This is a genomic window from Streptomyces sp. NPDC026522, from assembly GCF_055567555.1.
The window spans coordinates 168,652-183,879 of sequence record NZ_JBVHQF010000011.1; the positions used below are offsets into that span (position 1 = coordinate 168,652).

The 15,228-nt window shown below is 71.2% G+C and carries 15 protein-coding genes; all 15 read right to left on the reverse strand.

Annotation, left to right across the window (positions count from 1 at the left end):
* Positions 1-21 precede the first annotated feature (21 nt).
* The 15 genes from ACZ4M3_RS26910 to pgsA all read right to left on the reverse strand — a co-directional run bounded on the left by ACZ4M3_RS26910 (position 22) and on the right by pgsA (position 15,154).
* Positions 22-2,487 carry a RelA/SpoT family protein gene (locus ACZ4M3_RS26910; RefSeq protein ID WP_467736808.1) on the reverse strand — a complete coding sequence of 822 codons (2,466 nt, stop codon included), beginning with the start codon at positions 2,485-2,487 and terminating at the stop codon, positions 22-24.
* Positions 2,488-2,686: 199 nt separating this feature from the next.
* Entirely contained in the window at positions 2,687-3,238 is a 552-nt protein-coding gene (locus ACZ4M3_RS26915; RefSeq protein WP_467736810.1) for an adenine phosphoribosyltransferase, read from the reverse strand.
* Positions 3,235-4,296 carry a protein translocase subunit SecF gene (gene secF, locus ACZ4M3_RS26920; protein WP_467736811.1) on the reverse strand — a complete coding sequence of 354 codons (1,062 nt, stop codon included), beginning with the start codon at positions 4,294-4,296 and terminating at the stop codon, positions 3,235-3,237. The genes ACZ4M3_RS26915 and secF overlap by 4 nt, the downstream gene beginning before the upstream one ends.
* Position 4,297: 1 nt before the next feature.
* On the reverse strand, positions 4,298-6,115 hold the full coding sequence (gene secD, locus ACZ4M3_RS26925; protein ID WP_467736813.1) for a protein translocase subunit SecD: 1,818 nt from the start codon (positions 6,113-6,115) through the stop codon (positions 4,298-4,300).
* Positions 6,116-6,268: 153 nt separating this feature from the next.
* Entirely contained in the window at positions 6,269-6,751 is a 483-nt protein-coding gene (gene yajC, locus ACZ4M3_RS26930) for a preprotein translocase subunit YajC (RefSeq protein WP_467736815.1), read from the reverse strand.
* A 163-nt stretch (positions 6,752-6,914) separates the two neighbouring features.
* Entirely contained in the window at positions 6,915-7,973 is a 1,059-nt protein-coding gene (gene ruvB, locus ACZ4M3_RS26935) for a Holliday junction branch migration DNA helicase RuvB (RefSeq protein ID WP_453355216.1), read from the reverse strand.
* A 62-nt stretch (positions 7,974-8,035) separates the two neighbouring features.
* Positions 8,036-8,662, reverse strand: coding sequence for a Holliday junction branch migration protein RuvA (ruvA, locus tag ACZ4M3_RS26940; RefSeq protein WP_467736817.1), 627 nt, complete (start codon positions 8,660-8,662; stop codon positions 8,036-8,038).
* On the reverse strand, positions 8,659-9,195 hold the full coding sequence (gene ruvC, locus ACZ4M3_RS26945; protein ID WP_467736819.1) for a crossover junction endodeoxyribonuclease RuvC: 537 nt from the start codon (positions 9,193-9,195) through the stop codon (positions 8,659-8,661). The genes ruvA and ruvC overlap by 4 nt, the downstream gene beginning before the upstream one ends.
* Before the next feature lie 177 nt (positions 9,196-9,372).
* Positions 9,373-10,125, reverse strand: coding sequence for a YebC/PmpR family DNA-binding transcriptional regulator (locus tag ACZ4M3_RS26950; protein WP_467736821.1), 753 nt, complete (start codon positions 10,123-10,125; stop codon positions 9,373-9,375).
* 57 nt (positions 10,126-10,182) lie between these two features.
* Positions 10,183-10,773, reverse strand: coding sequence for a pyridoxal 5'-phosphate synthase glutaminase subunit PdxT (gene pdxT, locus ACZ4M3_RS26955; RefSeq protein WP_467736823.1), 591 nt, complete (start codon positions 10,771-10,773; stop codon positions 10,183-10,185).
* A complete protein-coding gene (pdxS, locus tag ACZ4M3_RS26960) occupies positions 10,773-11,690 on the reverse strand; it encodes a pyridoxal 5'-phosphate synthase lyase subunit PdxS (protein ID WP_467736825.1) in 918 nt (305 codons plus the stop codon). The genes pdxT and pdxS overlap by 1 nt, the downstream gene beginning before the upstream one ends.
* 147 nt (positions 11,691-11,837) lie before the next feature.
* Positions 11,838-12,377, reverse strand: a complete 540-nt coding sequence (locus ACZ4M3_RS26965) for a LemA family protein (RefSeq protein ID WP_467736827.1) — start codon at positions 12,375-12,377, stop codon at positions 11,838-11,840.
* A gap of 49 nt (positions 12,378-12,426) precedes the next feature.
* Positions 12,427-13,587 carry a glycosyltransferase family 4 protein gene (locus ACZ4M3_RS26970; RefSeq protein ID WP_467736829.1) on the reverse strand — a complete coding sequence of 387 codons (1,161 nt, stop codon included), beginning with the start codon at positions 13,585-13,587 and terminating at the stop codon, positions 12,427-12,429.
* Positions 13,587-14,489, reverse strand: coding sequence for a phosphatidylinositol mannoside acyltransferase (locus ACZ4M3_RS26975; protein ID WP_467736831.1), 903 nt, complete (start codon positions 14,487-14,489; stop codon positions 13,587-13,589). Before ACZ4M3_RS26975 ends, ACZ4M3_RS26970 begins: the two co-directional genes overlap by 1 nt.
* A complete protein-coding gene (gene pgsA / locus ACZ4M3_RS26980) occupies positions 14,489-15,154 on the reverse strand; it encodes a phosphatidylinositol phosphate synthase (RefSeq protein ID WP_453352100.1) in 666 nt (221 codons plus the stop codon). The genes ACZ4M3_RS26975 and pgsA overlap by 1 nt, the downstream gene beginning before the upstream one ends.
* Between the last annotated feature and the right edge of the window lie 74 nt (positions 15,155-15,228).

Consider the following 15,228-nt stretch of genomic DNA (forward strand, 5'->3'; position numbering starts at 1 on the left):
GGGGACCGGTGGCCGCCGGGGTCACGGTCTGCGGGCCGAGGTGACCCGGTAGACGTCGTAGACGCCCTCGACGCCCCGCACGGCCTTCAGGACGTGTCCCAGGTGCTTCGGGTCGCCCATCTCGAAGGTGAACCGGGAGGTGGCCACCCGGTCGCGGGAGGTCTGCACGGCCGCCGAGAGGATGTTGACGTGCTGGTCCGACAGGACCCGGGTGACGTCCGACAGGAGCCGGGACCGGTCCAGCGCCTCGACCTGGATGGCGACCAGGAAGACGGAGGACTGGGTGGGCGCCCACTCGACCTCCAGCATCCGCTCGGGCTGCTGGGACAGCGAGTCCACGTTGACGCAGTCGGCCCGGTGGACGGATACGCCGCTGCCGCGCGTGACGAATCCGATGATCGGATCGCCGGGCACCGGGGTGCAGCAGCGGGCCAGCTTGACCCAGACGTCGTCGACGCCCTTGACGACCACGCCCGGGTCGGCGCTGCCGCGGCGCTTGCGGCCGCGCGAGGCCGGGACGCTCTCCTCGATGTCCTCGTTGGCCGCGTCCTCGCCGCCGAGGGCCTGCACCAGCTTCTGCACGACGCCCTGCGCGGCCACGTGGCCCTCGCCGATCGCCGCGTACAGGGAGGAGATGTCGGGGTAGCGCATCTCGTGCGCGAGGGTGACGAGGGAGTCGCCCGTGAGGATCCGCTGGATCGGCAGGTTCTGCTTGCGCATGGCCCGGGCGATGGCGTCCTTGCCGTGCTCGATGGCCTCGTCGCGGCGCTCCTTGGAGAACCAGGCGCGGATCTTGTTGCGGGCGCGCGGCGACTTGACGAAGCCCAGCCAGTCGCGGGACGGACCGGCGCCCTCGGCCTTGGAGGTGAACACCTCGACCAGGTCGCCGTTGTCCAGGGTCGATTCGAGCGGCACCAGCCGCCCGTTGACCCGCGCCCCTATGGTGCGGTGGCCGACCTCGGTGTGGACGGCGTAGGCGAAGTCCACCGAGGTGGCGCCGGCCGGCAGCGCGATGACGTCGCCCTTGGGCGTGAAGACGAAGACCTCGTTGCGCGAGAGGTCGAAGCGCAGCGAGTCGAGGAACTCGCCCGGGTCCTCGGTCTCCTTCTGCCAGTCCAGCAGCTGGCGCAGCCAGGCCATGTCGTTGACGGTGTCCTGGCCGGCGCTGCCCTTGGCGGCCTGCGGGACGTCGGTGCGGACCTTGGAGGTGCCGGCGACGGTCTGCTGCTTGTACTTCCAGTGCGCCGCGATGCCGTACTCGGCGCGGCGGTGCATGTCGAAGGTGCGGATCTGGAGTTCGACCGGCTTGCCGCTGGGCCCGATGACCGTCGTGTGCAGCGACTGGTACATGTTGAACTTCGGCATCGCGATGTAGTCCTTGAACCGGCCGGGGACCGGGTTCCACCGCGCGTGCACCGTGCCGAGGGCCGCGTAGCAGTCGCGGACGGTGTCGACCAGGACCCGGATGCCGACCAGGTCGTAGATCTCGGCGAAGTCGCGGCCGCGCACGATCATCTTCTGGTAGACGCTGTAGTAGTGCTTGGGCCGGCCGGTGACGGTGGCCTTGATCCGGGCCGCCCGCAGGTCGGCCTGCACCTCGTCGGTGACGACCGCGAGGTACTCGTCGCGCTTGGGGGCCCGCTCGGCGACCAGCCGCACGATCTCGTCGTACATCTTGGGGTAGAGGATCGCGAAGGACAGGTCTTCGAGTTCCCACTTGATCGTGTTCATGCCCAGCCGGTGGGCCAGCGGGGCGTAGATCTCCAGGGTCTCGCGGGCCTTCTTCTCCTGCTTCTCCCGCTTGAGGTAGCGCATGGTGCGCATGTTGTGCAGGCGGTCGGCGAGCTTGATGACCAGCACCCGGGGGTCCTTGGCCATGGCCACGACCATCTTGCGCACGGTCTCGGCCTGTGCGGCCTCGCCGAACTTGACCCGGTCCAGCTTGGTGACGCCGTCGACGAGCAGGGCGACGGCGTCGCCGAAGTCGCGTCTGAGCTGTTCGAGTCCGTACTCGGTGTCCTCGACGGTGTCGTGCAGCAGACCCGCCATCAGGGTGGCCGGGTCCATGCCGAGCTCGGCCAGGATGGTGGTCACCGCGAGCGGGTGGGTGATGTACGGGTCGCCGCTCTTGCGCTTCTGCCCGCGGTGCCAGCGCTCGGCGACCTGGTACGCCTGCTCGATCTGGCGCAGCGTGGCCGTCTCGATCTTCGGGTCGTTGCTGCGGACTATGCGCAGCAACGGCTCCAGTACCGGGTTGTACGGGTTCGAACGCTGGACCCCGAGGCGGGCGAGGCGGGCGCGCACGCGGTTGGAGGACCCGGCCGGCTTCGCCGCAGCCGGCTTGACCGGCGGTCCGGGCTTGCCCGGCGGGGCGGGCTTGACCGGCGGGGCGGGCGGGGGCGTGGCGGCGGCCGCCGCGGCCTGCTCGGCCTGCTCGGCCTGCGGTTCGGGCTGCGCGGCGGAGAGTGGCTGGACCTCGTCTGGCAAGAGCGCTCCTCTGGGGGTCCCCTGGACGGAGTCCGGGGAGGATCCGGGGCCCCGGTCAGGTCCGGATAACCCATGGTAGCGAGGGTTGCGTCCGCTCGTTCTCCGAGTCTCCCCCCGGCCCGGGCGGCGGGCCGGTACGCGAAAGCGGCGGGCACCCGGGAGTTCCCGGGTGCCCGCCGCCGTGGTGGGGCGGGGCCGATCAGACCACGATCAGCGCGTCCAGCGGGGCGCCGCCGAGGGCGGGCTCCAGCTTCGCGCGGCCGGGCAGGAAGGACAGCTCCATCAGGACCGCCACCCCCGCGACGTCGGCTCCGGCCCGCCGGATCAGCGAGAGCGAAGCCTCCGCGGTGCCACCGGTGGCCAGCACGTCGTCGATGACCATGACCCGGTCACCGATGGCCAGGTCCTCCGCGTGCACCTCGATCTCCGCGGTCCCGTACTCCAGGTCGTAGGCCTGCCCGAGCGTCGCTCCGGGCAGCTTGCCCGCCTTGCGCACCGGTACGAAGCCGATCCCGGCCTGCACGGCCACCGGCGCCGCCAGGATGAACCCGCGCGCCTCCAGCCCGACGATCTTCGTCGCGCCGTACCGCACCGCCAGCGCCGCCAGCGCGTCCGTCAGGGCCGCGAAGGCCTTCGGGTCGGCCAGCAGCGGGGTGATGTCCTTGAACGTCACCCCCGGCTTGGGGTAGTCCGGGACGTCCTTGATCTTGGAGAGGAGCAGCTCGCGCACCTCGGTCGAACAGGCGGTCACCGGCGCCGCCGCCCCGGGCCCTGGCCCTGCGCGACGACCTGCGGGCCGTCCGCGGCCTCGGGGCCCTCCTCCGGGGACTCGCCCTTGGCCGCCGCGGCCGCCCGCTTCGCGAGCACCCGCTTGCGCAGCGCCTTCATCGCCGGCTCGCGCTCCTTGAGGTCGACGACCAGCGGGGTCGCGATGAAGATCGAGGAGTACGCACCGGCCGCGAGGCCCACGAACAGCGACAGCGAGATGTCGTTGAGCATGCCCGCGCCCAGGAAGCCGCCGCCGATGAACAGCAGCGCGCCGACCGGGAGCAGCGCCACGACGGTGGTGTTGATCGAGCGGACCAGCGTGCCGTTGATGCTGCGGTTGGCGACCTCGCTGAAGGTGTAGCGGGTCTGCTTGGTGATGTCCTTCGAGCCCTCCTTGAGTCCGTCGAAGACGACGACGGTGTCGTAGAGGGAGTAACCGAGGATCGTCAGCAGACCGATCACGGTGCCCGGGGTGACCTCGAAGCCGACGAGCGCGTACACGCCGACGGTGATGGTGAGGTCGTGGATCAGCGCGACGAGCGCCGCCACCGCCATCCGCCATTCGAAGGCGATGGCGAGGTAGAGCACCACGAGGACCATGAAGATGCCGAGGCCGGTCCAGGCCTTGTTCGCGATCTGCTCGCCCCAGCTGGGACCGACCAGGTCGGCGTTGATCTGGTTCGCGTCGACCTTGAGGTCGGTGGCGAGCTGCTTCTTCACGCCCGCCGCGTCGTCGGTGCCCAGACCCGAGATCTGGATCCGCATGCCGCCGGTGCCGAGCTCCTGGACGATCGCCTCGTGGCCGGAGGCCTTCTTGGCGTCCTCCGTCACGTGGGCGACCGAGACGGCCGTCTTCGGGGTGGTGAAGACGGCGCCGCCCTTGAACTCGATGCCCATGTTGAGGCCCTGTACGGCCAGGGCCACGATCGCCGTGATGGTGATCAGGATGGAAACGCCGTACCAGAGAAAGCGCTTGCCGACGAAGTCGTATCCGACCTCACCGCGGTACAGCCTGGCGCCGAGATCTCCCAGCTTCGACATCTCACGCCTCCTTTGCGTCGACGGGGGCGGGCACGGCGGCGGCGGTCGCTGCGCCACCGGTACGACGGGACCGGCGCAGCGGCGGCTTGGCACCGAGGCGCTTGGGGTCCAGCCCGGACCACGGGTGGCCGCCGGAGAAGAACTTCGTACGCGCCACCAGGGTCATGACGGGCTTGGTGAAGAGGAACACCACGACCACGTCGAGCAGGGTGGTCAGACCCAGCGTGAAGGCGAAGCCCTGCACCTTGCCGACGGTGACGATGAACAGCACCGCGGCGGCGAGGAAGGACACGAAGTCGGAGACCAGGATGGTGCGCCGGGCCCGCGGCCACGCGCGCTCCACCGCCGGACGCAGGGTGCGGCCCTCGCGGATCTCGTCGCGGATGCGTTCGAAGTACACGATGAACGAGTCCGCCGTGATGCCGATCGCGACGATGGCACCGCAGACGGCGGGCAGGTTCAGCGCGAACCCGATGCCCTTCCCCAGCAGCGCCATGATCGTGTAGGTGAGGACCGCCGACACCATGAGGCTGACGATGGCGATGAAGGCCAGGCCCCGGTAGTAGACGAGCAGGTAGATCACGACGAGCGCGAGGCCGATGGCGCCGGCGATGAGGCCGGCCTTGAGCTGCTCGCTGCCGAGCGCCGGGGTGACGGTGGTGACGCTGTCCTCCTGGAAGGAGAGCGGCAGCGCGCCGTACGACAGCATGTTGCCCAGGTCCTGCGCGGACTGCTGGGTGAAACCGCCCGAGATCTCGGCGCTGCCGCCGGTCAGCGCCTGGCTCACGGACGGGTCGGAGATGACCTGGCCGTCGAGCACGATGGCGAACTGGTTCTGCGGGGACTGCTTGGTGGCGAGCTCACCGGTGATCTTGGCGAACTTGTCGGCGCCCTTGTCCGTGAACTGCATCGTCACGATCCACTGGGCGCTCTGCGGGTTGATGACGCCCTTGGCGTTGTCCACGTCCTGGCCGTTGACCGCGGCCGGGCCGAGCACCCACTTGCCCCAGGTCGCACCGCGCTGGCCACAGGCGAGCGTGGGCTCCTCGGGCTTGACGTCCTTGCCCACCGTGGCGCGCTGCTTCTCGTCGTTGCAGTCCAGCGCGGCGAACTTCGCCTGCAGGTCCGCCACGGCGGCGTCGGCGCCCGACGGGGTCGGGACGGGGGTCGGCGCCTTGTCGTCTGCCTTCTTCGACTCGCTCGCCGAGGGCGAGGGAGCGGGACTGGGGGCGCCAGGGGCCTTGAGGGCCTCACTGAGCACACGTCCCTGGGAAGTGGCGCTGGACGACGGGGTGGCCGAGGAGCCGGGCTTGCCGCTCTCCGCCTTGGGGGCACCGGAGCCGCTCGCGGAGGGGCTCGGAGCACCGCTCGTGGACGGGCTGGGCGTCCCCTGCGGGGTGATCGGGGCGCCGTCGGCGAAGGCGAGCACGGGGCGGAAGTACAGCTGGGCGGTGGTACCGACCTGCTGACGCGCCTGCTGCTCGTTCATCCCCCGGGGGATGTTCACGATGATGTGGTCGCGGCCCTGCGTCTGGACCTCGGCCTCGGAAACACCGAGACCGTTGACGCGGCGCTCGATGATGCCGACCGCCGTGTTCATGTTGGTCTCGTTGACCGCGTCCGGCTTGCCCGGCTCGCTCTTGGCCTTGAGCGTGATGCTCGTACCGCCCGCGAGGTCGATGCCCAGCCGGGGCGTCGTCTGCTTCGTGAGGAACATCCCCGCGGTGAGCGCCACCATCGCGATCAGGATGACGGCCAGGGCGCGCCCCGGCCTCCCCTGAGCCCCCGTGGGCCGCCGGCCCTTCTTCGGTGCTGCCACCTTGTCGTATCTCCCTGTCCAACCGCCCCGCGCCGGGTCAGCGCGCGGACGGCCACGAAATGTGTGGTGGGGACCCCTGCCCCCCGCAGAAGTGTCGCTGACGGGGACCGCGCCGGGCGCCGGTCGGGCGCCGCCGCGATCCCCGGCCGGCCGCTACTTGGCGCCGGTCTCGCCGTCGGTCTTGCCGTCCTGCGGCTCGTCGCCCTTGGGCTCGTCCTTCTTGTCCAGGCTGGGCTTGGGGGCCTCGTCCTGGGGCTTGGAGAGGTCGGTCTTGGCCGGCCCGTCCGCATCGCCCGCGGTCAGCGAGGAGGCGTCGTCCGGTACGACGGGTGCGTCCTCGGCCGGCTCCTCGGTGATGCCGTGGACGATGCGGTTGTACTCCGCGTCCTCCAGGACGGCGCCGATGGCGTTCTTGGCGTAGATCGCGTGGACACCGGGGGCCACCTCAAGGGTGAGGGTGTCGTCGCCGATCTCCTTGACCGTGGCGTACATGCCGCCGATGGTGCGGACGCCGGTGCCGGGAGCGAGGTGGTCACGCATCTGCGCGGCCGCCTGCTGCTTCTTCTTGGCGGAGCGGGTCATCAGGAACATCGCCCCGATGAGCACGATGAACGGGAGGAGTGTCACGAGATTCACGGGACGGAGATCCTTCGCACGACCGCACGGGAGGCGGCCTTTTCTACGGGGGTGGGCATACCGACCCGAAGGGTCGGCATCGGCGGAGTCTAGGCGAGTCCGCACCGATGGAACAACGTCCAGCATGGCACCGCGGTTCCTGGGCGGTCGAACCTCCGCGCCGTCACGCCCCGAACAAGCCTTGTTGTCCGCTTGATCCACCGGCGCCGTGCCCGGGCGGGACAAGGCCCAGGTGAGCCCATGCGGCCGGGGTCGCGACCCGGCCGCGCGGGGTACGCGCCAGCAGCCCCTCGCGGACCAGGAAGGGCTCGGCCACCTCCTCGACGGTCTCGCGTTCCTCGCCGACGGCGACGGCGAGGGTGGACAGCCCGACGGGGCCGCCGCCGAACAGCTTGAGCAAGGCCTCCAGCACGGCCCGGTCCAGCCGGTCGAGGCCGCGCGCGTCCACCTCGTAGACCTGGAGGGCGGTACCGGCGATCTCCCGGGTGATCACTCCGTCGGCCCGCACCTGGGCGTAGTCCCGGACCCGGCGCAGCAGGCGGTTGGCGATGCGCGGGGTGCCGCGCGAGCGTCCGGCGATCTCCGCGGCCCCGGCGGTGTCGATCTCCACGTCGAGGAGGCGGGCGGAGCGGTGGATGACGCGTTCCAGCTCCTCGGGGGCGTAGAACTCCATGTGCCCGGTGAAGCCGAACCGGTCGCGCAGCGGCGGCGGCAGCAGTCCGGCCCGGGTGGTCGCGCCGACCAGGGTGAAGGGCGGAAGTTCCAACGGGATCGCGGTCGCGCCCGGCCCCTTGCCGACGATCACGTCGACGCGGAAGTCCTCCATCGCCATGTACAGCATCTCCTCGGCGGGCCGGGACATGCGGTGGATCTCGTCCAGGAAGAGCACCTCGCCCTCCTGGAGGGAGGAGAGGATCGCGGCGAGGTCGCCGGCGTGCTGGATGGCGGGGCCGGAGGTGATCCGGATGGGCGCGCCCATCTCGGCTGCGATGATCATGGAAAGGGTGGTCTTGCCCAGTCCGGGCGCGCCGGAGAGCAGGACGTGATCGGCGGTGGCGCCGCGCTGGCGGGCCGCCTTGAGGACGAGGTCCAGCTGCTGGCGGACCTTCTCCTGGCCGACGAACTCCCCGAGGTCCTTGGGGCGCAGGGCCGCCTCGACGGCGGTGTCCTCGCCGTCCGCCGCCGCCGCGACAATGCGGTCGCTCTCGTCGTCCCAGTTCACGGTGTCAGTCTGCCTTCTCGGTTCGTACGGTGATCATCGGCCCGGCCGCGGCGGTGTCCGGGTCAGCGGGCCCGGTTCAGGGACTGGAGAGCGGCGCGCAGCAGCTGCGGGACCGGGGCCGAGCCGCCGGCCGCGATGGCGGCCTCCGCCTGCGGGGTCACCGCCGTGACGGCCTCCTCCGCCTCGCGGGAGGCGTACCCGAGGCCGATCAGCGCGGCGGCGAGCTGCTCCGTCCAGGCGGCGGGGCCGGCCGCGGCGGCCCGCTGGGCCCCCACGACGGCGCCGAGCGGCGCGCCCAGCTTGTCCTTGAGCTCCAGCAGCAGCTTCTGCGCGCCCTTCTTGCCGATGCCGGGGACCGCCATCAGGGCCTTCTCGTCCCCCGTCGACACGGCCAGGCGCAGCGCGTCGGGGCTGTGGACGCCGAGCATGGCCTGCGCGAGCCGGGGGCCGACCCCGCTCGCGGTCTGGAGCAGCTCGAAGACCTGCCGTTCGTCGTCGTCGGCGAAGCCGTACAGGGTGAGCGAGTCCTCCCGCACCACCAGGGAGGTGGCCAGCCGGGCCGGCTCGCCCTGGCGCAGGCCGGCGATGGTGGTGGGCGTGCACTGCACGGCCATGCCCACTCCCCCGACCTCGATCACGGCCAGGGTCGGGGCGAGGGCGGCGACCGGGCCGCTGACGAACGCGATCATGAGGGGCGGCCTTTCACGGCGGAGGCATGCTGGGCGAGCGCCTGCTGGAGGCGGTTCTGGGCGGGGGCCCGCCAGATGTGGCAGATGGCGAGCGCGAGGGCGTCGGCGGCGTCGGCCGGCTTCGGCGGGGCCGGCAGCCGCAGCAGCCGGGTCACCATCGACCCGACCTGCGCCTTGTCGGCCCGGCCGGTACCGGTGACGGCGGCCTTGACCTCGCTCGGGGTGTGCAGGGCGACCGGCAGTCCGCGCCGGGCCGCGCACAGCATGGCGACGGCGCTCGCCTGGGCGGTACCCATCACCGTGCTGACGTTGTGCTGGCTGAAGACCCGCTCCACGGCGACGACTTCGGGGCGGTACTCATCGAGCCACTCCTCCATCCCGCGTTCGACGGCGACGAGCCGCAGTCCCAACTCGGCGTCCACGGGCGTCCGTACGACTCCCACGCCGAGCATCGTGAGGGGACGGCCGGCGACTCCCTCGACCACGCCGACGCCACACCGCGTCAGCCCCGGGTCCACACCGAGTACGCGCACTTCGCCCTCCCCCCTTCGCGGCCGGACCGCCGCCGCTCTCGCGGGGCCGGTCGCTCACCGTCGCGGCTGCTCGATTGCCGGTCGAAGTCGCCAGACTAACCGCTGCCTCTGACAGCACGACGGGCCGACGGGGTGTGTCCCCGTCGGCCCGTCGCCGCAACGATGAAAGGCGCAGCCTCAGGCGTCGACCTTCTCCATGACCTCGTCCGAGACGTCGAAGTTGGCGAAGACGTTCTGCACGTCGTCGCTGTCCTCCAGCGCGTCGATCAGCTTGAAGATCTTGCGCGCGCCTTCTTCGTCCAGCTCGACCTGCATGGTCGGGACGAAGCTGGAGTCGGCCGAGTCGTAGTCGATGCCCGCCTCCTGGAGCGCGGTGCGGACCGCGACCATGTCGGTGGGCTCGCTGATGATCTCGAAGGTGTCGCCGTTGTCGTTGACCTCTTCGGCACCGGCTTCGAGCACCGTCTCCAGGACGTCGTCCTCGGAGAGCCCGGCCTTGGGCAGCACGACGACGCCCTTGCGGTTGAACAGGTACGAGACCGAGCCCGGGTCGGCCATCGAGCCGCCGTTGCGGGTCATGGCGACGCGGACGTCGGAGGCGGCACGGTTGCGGTTGTCGGTGAGGCACTCGATGAGCACCGCGACACCGTTCGGGCCGTAGCCTTCGTACATGATCGTCTCGTAGTCGGCGCCGCCGGCTTCCAGGCCGCCGCCGCGCTTGACCGCGGAGTCGATGTTCTTGTTCGGGACGGAACTCTTCTTGGCCTTCTGGATGGCGTCGAAGAGCGTCGGGTTGCCGTCGATGTCGGCGCCGCCCATCCGGGCCGCGACCTCGATGTTCTTGATCAGCTTCGCGAAGAGCTTGCCGCGCTTGGCATCGATCACGGCCTTCTTGTGCTTCGTCGTAGCCCATTTAGAGTGGCCGGACATCCGCCTGTCTCCTTCGCGTCACCAACAGTGTTCGTACCCGATCCTACCGGGACCTGATTACAGCCCCGCGCGCACCATGTCGACGAAGTACGCGTGAACGCGGTCGTCGCCGGTGAGTTCCGGGTGGAACGAGGTGGCCAGCACGTTGCCCTGCCGCACGGCGACGGTGTGGCCGTCGTACGTGGCGAGCACCTCGGCGGCGCCGCCGACGGACTCGACCCACGGGGCGCGGATGAAGACGCCCTCCACGGGGCCGCCCTCGATGCCCGCGAAGTCGATCTTCGCTTCGAAGGACTCGTTCTGCCGGCCGAAGGCGTTGCGGCGCACGATCATGTCGATGCCGCCGAGCGTCTCCTGGTCCTCACGGCCGTCGAGCAGCTTGTCCGCGAGCATGATCATGCCGGCGCAGGTGCCGTACACCGGCATGCCGGCCCGCACCCGCTCGCGCAGCGGCTCCAGCATGCCGAACAGCACGGCGAGCTTCGACATGGTCGTGGACTCGCCGCCGGGGATCACCAGGGCGTCGACCTCGGTGAGCTCCTCGGGACGCCGGACCGGCCTGGCCACGGCGTCAGCCGCGGCCAGGGCGATCAGGTGCTCCCGTACATCGCCCTGGAGAGCCAGGACACCGATGGTGGGAGTCGTCATTACCAGCCCCGGTTGGCGTAACGCTCGGTCTCGGGCAGGGTGTCGCAGTTGATGCCGACCATGGCCTCGCCCAGGTTGCGGGAGGCGTCCGCGATGATCTTCGGGTCGTCGTAGAAGGTGGTGGCCTTCACGATGGCGGCGGCGCGCTTGGCCGGGTCGCCCGACTTGAAGATGCCGGAGCCGACGAAGACGCCCTCGGCGCCGAGCTGGCGCATCAGCGCGGCGTCGGCCGGGGTGGCCACGCCACCGGCGGAGAACAGCACGACGGGGAGCTTGCCGAGCTCGGCGACTTCCTTGACCAGCTCGTACGGGGCGCGCAGCTCCTTGGCGGCGGCGTACAGCTCGTTGTTGTCGAAGCCGCGCAGCTTGGCGATCTCGTTCTTGATCTGGCGCAGGTGGCGGACGGCCTCGACGACGTTGCCGGTGCCGGCCTCGCCCTTGGAACGGATCATGGCCGCGCCCTCGGCGATGCGGCGCAGGGCCTCACCGAGGTTGGTGGCGCCGCAGACGAAGGGGGTGGTGAACGCCCACTTGTCGGAGTGGTTGACCTCGTCGGCCGGGGTCAGCACCTCGGACTCGTCGATGTAGTCGACACCGAGGGACTGCAGGACCTGGGCCTCGACGAAGTGGCCGATGCGGGACTTGGCCATGACGGGGATCGAGACGGCCTCGATGATCTCTTCGATCATGTTCGGGTCGGACATGCGGGCGACCCCGCCGTCCTTGCGGATGTCGGCCGGGACCCGCTCCAGGGCCATGACGGCGACGGCGCCGGCGTCCTCGGCGATCTTCGCCTGCTCGGCGTTGACCACGTCCATGATCACGCCGCCCTTGAGCTGCTCGGCCATGCCGCGCTTGACGCGGGAGGTGCCGATAGCCGACTCAGCGGACTGCGGGGTGGAGGGAAGCGTGCTCACGGATTGACCTCACTCGAAGGAAGAAGGGTGCTGCGGTACTACAGCACTGAGGAAACCCTCCCGGTCCAGTCCACTGCAAGGGCCAATGAGGAGCCGGTGGCTCCTTCCCATTTGGCCATCCGGTACAAATACGCCCGCGCGGACCCGCTACGGGCGGTCGGCGAGGTCCGCCGGAGGCTCGTCGTCCATCTCGAACGCGAGCGGGAAGGGGGCGTGCCCCGCCAGCCGGAACCAGCGCACCTTGCGGTGCCTGCGCAGCGCCCGGGCGGCCCGCACGGCGTCGTTGAGGAAGCGCCGGGCCATCGGCACCCGGCGCACGGCCGCCGCCAGCTCCTCCGCGGCCTGCACCCCACCGGGCGCCGCCTTCACCGCCTCGACCTGGTCCGCGTCGGCGAACACCGCCCGCAGCGCCTGGCTCAGCTCGCTCTCGGCCACCTCGCGCTGCTCCTCCTCGGCCTGCCGGGCCCCGTGCGCCGCTTCGTACAGCACCAGCGAGGAAGCGGGGTCGAGCACCCCGGAGGTGGCCACCTCCAGCACCACGGAGGCCCGCCGCACCAACTGCGCGTCGAGCGCGGCCCGCGCGGCGTCCATCCGCGAGTGCAGCCGGTCGAGCCGCCCGGCGGTCCAGCTCAGGTACACGCCGACGACACCGAGCGCGAGGGCAATCCAGACAAGGGTTTCGATCACGGACGGCGAGCCTACCGCCCACGCCGCCGGGGATCCGCAGGGTGCCCGGTCAGTCCCGGGTCAGGCCCAGGCGGGTGCGGAGGGGGATGCGTTCGTCCGTGGCGACCGCCGCCGCGCCGTCCGTGACCGTTTCGTAGACGGCCAGGATGTCGGCGCCGACCGTCGACCAGTCGAAGCGGCGTACGTGCGCGGAGCCGCGGGCGCTCAGTTCCGCCCGGCGGGCCGGGTCGCGCAGCAGCCGGACCGCGGCGGCGGCCAGCGCTTCGGGGTCCTCGTTCGCGAAGAGGTCGCCCGCCCGGCCCTGGTCCAGGACCTGTGCGAACGCGTCCAGGTCGGAGGCCAGCACCGCGGCCCCCGCCGACAGCGCCTCGACCAGGATGATCCCGAAGCTCTCCCCGCCCGTGTTCGGGGCGACGTACACGTCGACGCTGCGCAGCAGCCGCGCCTTGTCCTCGTCCGAGACCATGCCCAGGAACTCCACCCGGGAACGCAGGGCGGCCGGCAGCGAGGCCACCGCCTCCTCCTCGTCGCCGCGGCCGGCCACCAGCAGGCGTACGTCCGGGCACTCCTCGACGATCCGCGGGAACGCCGCCATCAGCACCGGCAGCCCCTTGCGCGGTTCGTCGATGCGGCCGATGAAGCCCAAGGTGGCGCCGCCCCACTCCGCCTTGGGCGAGGCGGAGGCGAAGAAGTCCACGTCCACCCCGTTCGGGATGACCACGGCGTCCCCGCCCAGGTGCTCCACCAGGGTGCGCCGCGCGTACTCGCTCACCGCGATCCGGGCGCTGATCTTCTCCAGGGCCGGCTGGAGGATCGGGTACGCGGCGATCATCGCCCGCGAGCGCGGGTTGGAGGTGTGGAAGGTCGCCACGATCGGCCCCTGCGCCGCCCAGCAGGACAGCAGCCCCAGCGACGGGGAGGCCGGCTCGTGGATGTGGATCACGTCGAAGACCCCGTCGTGGAGCCAGCGCCGTACCCGCGCCGCCGACAGGAAGCCGAAGTTCAGCCGGGCGACGGACCCGTTGTAGGGCACCGGCACCGCCCGTCCCGCCGAGACCACGTACGGCGGCAGCGGGGTCTCGTCGTCCGCCGGGGCGAGCACCGACACCTCGTGGCCGCGGCGGATCAGGTGCTCCGCCAGGTCCCGGATGTGGAACTGGACGCCGCCCGGCACGTCCCACGAGTACGGGCACACGATGCCGATCTTCACTAGGCGCGCTCCTCCAGATCGTCCAGCCACAACCGCTGCAACATGTGCCAGTCCTCGGGGTGCGCGGCGATGCCGTCCGCGAAGGCGTCGGCGACCGCCTGCGTCATCACGGCGGTCTTCTCGGTCCGGGTCCCCGTCGCGGGCACCGCCACCTCGGGGTGGATCCGCCCGTACATCCGCGGGGTCTCGCCGTAGTGCAGGGTGGCCGGCAGCAGCGCCGCTCCGGTCTGCTGCGCCAGCAGCGCGGGCCCGGCCGGCATCCGCGCCGCCGCGCCGAAGAAGTCCACCTCGACCCCGGAGGCGGACAGGTCCCGGTCGGCGACCAGACAGATCAGGCCGCCCGAGCGGAGCCGGCGGGCGAGGGTGCCGAAGGCGGCCCCGCCGTTGTGCGGCAGCACCTCCATGCCCAGGCTCTCGCGGTAGGCCACGAACCGGTCGTACAGGGATTCCGGCTTGAGCCGTTCGGCGACCGTGGTGAACGGGATGCCGAGGTGGCTGGTGGCCCAGGCCCCGGCCAGGTCCCAGTTCGCCAGGTGCGGGAGCGCCACGATGACCCCGCGACCCGAGGCGATCGCCTCGCGCAGGACGTGCTCGCCGGCCATCTCCACGTCGCTGGAGAACCGTCGCGCGTCCATCGCCGGCAGCCGGAAGGACTCCATCCAGTAGCGCATGTACGAACGCATGCCCGCCCGGGACAGCTCCCGCAGCCGCTCCGGGGTGGCGTCCGGCACGACCCGGGCCAGGTTCGACTCCAGCCGCAGCACGCTCTTGCCGCGCCGTTTCCACGTGACGTCGGCTATCCGGCGCCCCAGTGCCACCGCGGCCGGCTCCGGCAGCTTCTTGACGGCTGCCCAGCCGAGCCCGTACAGCCCGTCCACGACCTTGTCCTGCGCCTTGCCCATCAGGCCGCGCCGCCTTCGGACAGGTGCGCCTCGGCGTCGGCCTCCGCCGCCTCGCGCCGTACGGTGACCACGCGCTGGACCAGCGTGACGAGCGAGCCCGCCGCGACCACCCACAGCGCGATCGGCAGCAGCACGCCGATCCAGGACGGCACGCCGAAGGTCTGGAGCCCGGACAGGCCGGCCGCGACCAGCGAGATCACCAGCCTCTCGGCGCGCTCGACCAGCCCGTTGACGGCGACCGGCAGCCCGATCGCCTCGCCGCGGGCCTTGGTGTACGAGACCACCTGCCCGCTGGCCAGGCAGAAGATCGATACCGCGCACAGCACGTTGTCGTGGCCCGAACCGGCGTACCAGAGCGCGAGGCCGCCGAAGATCGCCGCGTCCGCAACCCGGTCGAGCGTGGAGTCGAGGAACGCGCCCCAGCGGCTGGAGACCCCGGCCTGGCGGGCCATGTTCCCGTCCACCAGGTCGGAGAACACGAAGAGGGTGATGGTGATCGTGCCCCAGAAGAACTCGCCCCTGGGGAAGAAGACCAGCGCTCCCGCCACCACTCCGGCCGTGCCGATCAGCGTGACCGCGTCCGGGCTCACCCCCCGACGGAGGAGAAAAGCGGCGAATGGCGTGAGAACACGCGTGAAGAATGCACGCGCGTACTTGTTCAGCATGGCCTTCCCGGAGGGTCGCTGTGCCGTACGGCCCCATCGGCCACCGGCTGGCCCATCGTAGCCAGCGCCCCGGA

Excerpts from the sequence above, each read along its gene's own strand:
- secF (WP_467736811.1), bottom strand. The coding sequence starts at position 4,296 with ATGTCGAAGCTGGGAGATCTCGGCGCCAGGCTGTACCGCGGTGAGGTC.
- ruvA (WP_467736817.1), bottom strand. The coding sequence starts at position 8,662 with ATGATCGCGTTCGTCAGCGGCCCGGTCGCCGCCCTCGCCCCGACCCTG.
- ACZ4M3_RS26950 (WP_467736821.1), bottom strand. The coding sequence starts at position 10,125 with ATGTCCGGCCACTCTAAATGGGCTACGACGAAGCACAAGAAGGCCGTG.
- pdxT (WP_467736823.1), bottom strand. The coding sequence starts at position 10,773 with ATGACGACTCCCACCATCGGTGTCCTGGCTCTCCAGGGCGATGTACGG.
- ACZ4M3_RS26975 (WP_467736831.1), bottom strand. The coding sequence starts at position 14,489 with ATGGGCAAGGCGCAGGACAAGGTCGTGGACGGGCTGTACGGGCTCGGC.
- pgsA (WP_453352100.1), bottom strand. The coding sequence starts at position 15,154 with ATGCTGAACAAGTACGCGCGTGCATTCTTCACGCGTGTTCTCACGCCA.